The following is a 3,944-nucleotide window of genomic DNA, read 5'->3' as shown; positions in this document are numbered from 1 at the left end:
GTTGCAACACCTCCAATTGCTCTTCGCTGAAATCGATCTGCTCCCCGGAAACGCCGTCCAGTTGCTGAAGCCGTCGAATCTCCATCGAGATACCACGGTCGGTACACCGATGATACAGCCTCGATGCCACCTCTCGGGTGGTGGTTTGGAGCTGAAACGTCCAGTGTCGTTTCGTGGCGGAAACGTGACTGATGACGACATCATCTTCGAGGATCGTCTCGAAGACGGACTGCGGCGTCGATGTCCAGCGGACGGCAAAGAGCGTCGAACTCGCGTCCGAAACGATCGTTTTCACCGAAGCGAGGGTCGGATCCGTTCGGAGCACGTCGGCGACCTCTCGGTCGCTTTTTACACGGAGGAGCGGCGGGCCTGTCTCGGATCGGTACGAAATCGTGGGAAGGAGTTCGAACCGGGCCTCCGGGACCGATACGAACGTCTCTTTCAGGGCGAAATCCGCGACGGGAATCGCCACTTCGACGAGCGTGTTCATGTGGAGTAACGTCCAGCCAGCATTCAGTGGCTTTCACTCGTATATACAAGTCTTTTATATCCCCTCCAGTAGGCGTATTCCAACGACCGATCGGTCCGATTTCGAGCAAAAGTCTATTACACCCTCTACCCGTGCGTATCCCAACGATGTCTGAACCGTTCCGTTTGGACGATAGTGCTCGGGCGAACTCCTCGCTCGTCGAAACGAAAACGGGAGAGGAAGCCGCCTTTTTCAAGCATATCGTCCGAGATGCGCTCGATGCGGTGGTGACGGTATCCGGTGACGGAACCATCGTGTTCGCAAACGAGGCTGCCGGTCGGATGTTCGGCTACGACGTGGACACACTCCTCGGGGAGTCGATACGGAGGCTGTTTCCGGAACGTCACCGCGAGGAGTATTTTGCGGAGTTCCGCGAGCAAGTCGAGGATGCCGACACGTCCACCGAATACACCGGCCTCGAACGAACCGGAGTCCGCCGGACCGGCGAGGAGTTTCCCATGTCGTTTTCCTTCCGTCGGCACCGGTATCACGATCGAACGCTGTTTACCACGACACTGCGCGATATCACCGACAGAAAGCGTCAGCAGAACGAACTCGAAATCGCGACCGAGAAGTATCGAACGCTGGTGGAGGCCGCACCCGACGCTATCTTCCTCGCCGACGTAGAGACGGGCAAGATCCTAGAAGCGAACCGAGCGGCGGCCGAACTCCTCGACCGACCGATCGAGGAGATCGAAGGGATGCATCAATCCGACCTACACCCGGAAGGAGAGTTGGAGCGATACAAGAACCTCTTCGAGCGGAGGCATGAACTCGACGAATCGATCTCTGACGGTCACAACATGTCCGTGATCGATTCGAACGGGGATCGAATCCCCATCGACATCAACTCGACCAGCACTGAACTGAACGGTCGTCGGGTCGCACAGGGGATCTTTCACGACATCAGCAACCGGAAACGACGTGAAGAAGCGCTCAGTTCGCTCCACGAGACGACGCACGAGATGCTCGAAACGTCGTCGCCCAAGCTCATCTGCCAGCACGCAGTGGAAACGGCCGTCGACGTGCTCGACCTGCCCGCCTCCGGTATCTATCTCCATTCGGAAGACAAGGACGTACTCGAACCCGAGGTGCTGACCGACACGGTCGAGGAATTGTTGAACGACGCGGTTCCGACGTACGCGCTCGACGACAACCTCGTCGGAACGGTCTTCGAGACAGGTGAACCACGGGTGATCTCCGACTTCCAGACGACGCCGAACGTGGCACAGCGGGAGACACCGATGCGAAGCGCCATCATTACATCGTTAGGCGAACACGGGGTGTTCATCACGGCGTCCCCGTCGCCGCGGAACTTCGACCGAATCGATTTCGACTTGATGCGTGTGCTGGCGGCGAACACCGAAACCGCTTTGACCCGCGCGGAACGCGAGCGCGACGTCGCTCGCCAGCGCGACGAGTTGACGACGCTGAACCGGATCAACGCCATCGTTCGGGATATCAACCAAGCGCTCGTGGCCGCGCCATCACGCGAAGAGATCGAACGAACCGTCTGTGAGCGACTGGCCGCTTCGGACGCCTATCACGGTGCGTTCATCGGAACGCTGTCGTCCGCCGAGGATGGGCTTCTCATCCGAACGGCCGCAGGAATCGACGATGAGTATCTGGACGTCGTTGCAGAGGAAGGAACGGAGACGGAGCAAGGACCCGCCGGAACCGCGCTCCAGACGGGAGAGCTCCGAATCATGGAGGACGTGACGTCCAACCCGTTGTTCCCGCCGTCTATCAGGGATGCCGCCATCGCCCATGGCTATCGTTCGGCGGCGTGTATCCCGATCGGCTACGGTGAGACCACGTACGGTGTGTTGGTCATCTATGCGACCGACCCGGCTGTCGTCGGCGAGCGCGAGCGGAACGTTTTCAGCGAGTTGGGGGAAACCATCGGTCACGCCATCAACGCGGTCGAAAGCAAGAAGCTCCTCTACTCCGACCGTGTCCTCGAACTCGAATTCTCGCTCACGAACACGGAGTCGTTTTTCGTCACGACGTCCGACGAGTTGGAGTGTTCGCTCGACCTCGATGGGGTGGTTCCATCGAGCGACGGAACGTACATCTTCTACGTTACCGCGAGCGGCGTTTCACCGGAGCGGATACTCGAACGGGCGTCCGAATCATCGGTCGTCGAACGTGCTCGTGTCGTTCAAGAGGGGGACGAGGAAGCCATGCTGGAGCTCGCGTTTCACCATACGGCGACGATCGCGCAAGCGCTCATCGAACGCGGCGCGTACGTCCAGCGCGGGTCGATAACGGACGGTGAGGGAAGTATCGTCGTCGAAGTGCCGGGGAACACCCGCGTCCGGCCGTTCTTGGATGCAGTCGAGTCGGTGCACTCGGAAGGGAACTTGCTCTCGAAACAGTCCAGTGAGCGACCGTTTCACTCGACATCCGGCTTCTATCACGAACTCAGCGAGACGCTCACCGAGCGACAGGCGGAAATCCTCCACGCAGCGTATCTCGCGGGATACTTCGACTATCCCCGTGCGAGTTCCGGCAAGGAGTTGGCCGAAACGCTGGACATCTCCTCACCGACGTTCCATCAACACCTCCAAGCGGCCGAGCGGAAGTTCCTCACGCTGTTGTTCACGGGACGTTCAAGCATCGCCTGAGGTCGGTACCTCAGTATTGAGGCAAAGGACTGGTGATGTCGGGGAAGTTTGTACGAGTTGATGAGCGACTCGGAGCAACCAAACGACACCCATTTAGACACGAGTCGAAACCATCCGGAAGAGGAGTGTGACAGTTCGCTCCCCACCGGAACCGTGGAGCGAATTCTCTCGGACCAACAGCGACGTGTACTCTGTGAGTATCTCTCGAACAACGGGATCGCCTCGATGGACGAACTTATCGATCTACTTGCGGACGAGGGGTGTAGCGACGAAACGGCGCTGATTCGGCTTCACCACATTCATCTCCCGATGTTGGAGGACTGTGGGATTCTGACCTATGAAGCCCGAAGCGAGACTGTCCGATACTGGGGACACGAGGAAGTCGAACGGCGAATCGAACTCTGCCAGACCATCTCGTCCGCGTTGGACGAAGGGAAGAGCAGTCCCAAGACCCGAACGTAATCGAACGGTACGGCCATCGGAATCGCTGGCGTCTTTTCCAAACCGCTTGCCCTCGTAGTGATCACTCGGTACCGGCACCCATCCCCACTCATATCAGACAACTGTTCGACAATTTTCGGGGGGAAAGGAGGGATTTGGGGCCTCTGTTCACGCCGAAGGTACCATATCAATTCGAATAACGACATACGTGAGAATGGCGTGCCTTCTTTGGGGTGGAAACATATGTCAATGGACGCGGTCGTATACCAAGGACCGCACGACGTAGAAGTCGAAGAAGTAGACGAACCAGAAATCGAACACCCGAACGATGTCGTCATCGACATCAC

Annotated in this window: 3 protein-coding genes; 2 read left to right on the top strand and 1 reads right to left on the bottom strand. The window is 58.3% G+C overall.

The features are described from left to right. Positions 1-490: bacterio-opsin activator domain-containing protein (locus tag WBV42_RS11345; RefSeq protein WP_423986131.1), on the bottom strand; the 490-nt coding region annotated here is incomplete at its 3' end. A 146-nt stretch (positions 491-636) separates the two neighbouring features. On the opposite strand from WBV42_RS11345, the gene WBV42_RS11340 reads away from it, so the two are divergent. Further along, on the top strand, positions 637-3,156 hold the full coding sequence (locus WBV42_RS11340; RefSeq protein ID WP_423986130.1) for a PAS domain S-box protein: 2,520 nt from the start codon (positions 637-639) through the stop codon (positions 3,154-3,156). Between the two features lie 60 nt (positions 3,157-3,216). After that, positions 3,217-3,618, top strand: a complete 402-nt coding sequence (locus tag WBV42_RS11335; protein WP_423986129.1) for a DUF7344 domain-containing protein — start codon at positions 3,217-3,219, stop codon at positions 3,616-3,618. Positions 3,619-3,944: the final 326 nt, after the last annotated feature.

Source organism: Haladaptatus sp., from assembly GCF_049589095.1.
Lineage (GTDB): Archaea > Halobacteriota > Halobacteria > Halobacteriales > Haladaptataceae > Haladaptatus.
The sequence above is the reverse complement of the archived record's forward strand: the minus strand, read 5'-3'. Positions and strand labels throughout refer to the sequence as shown.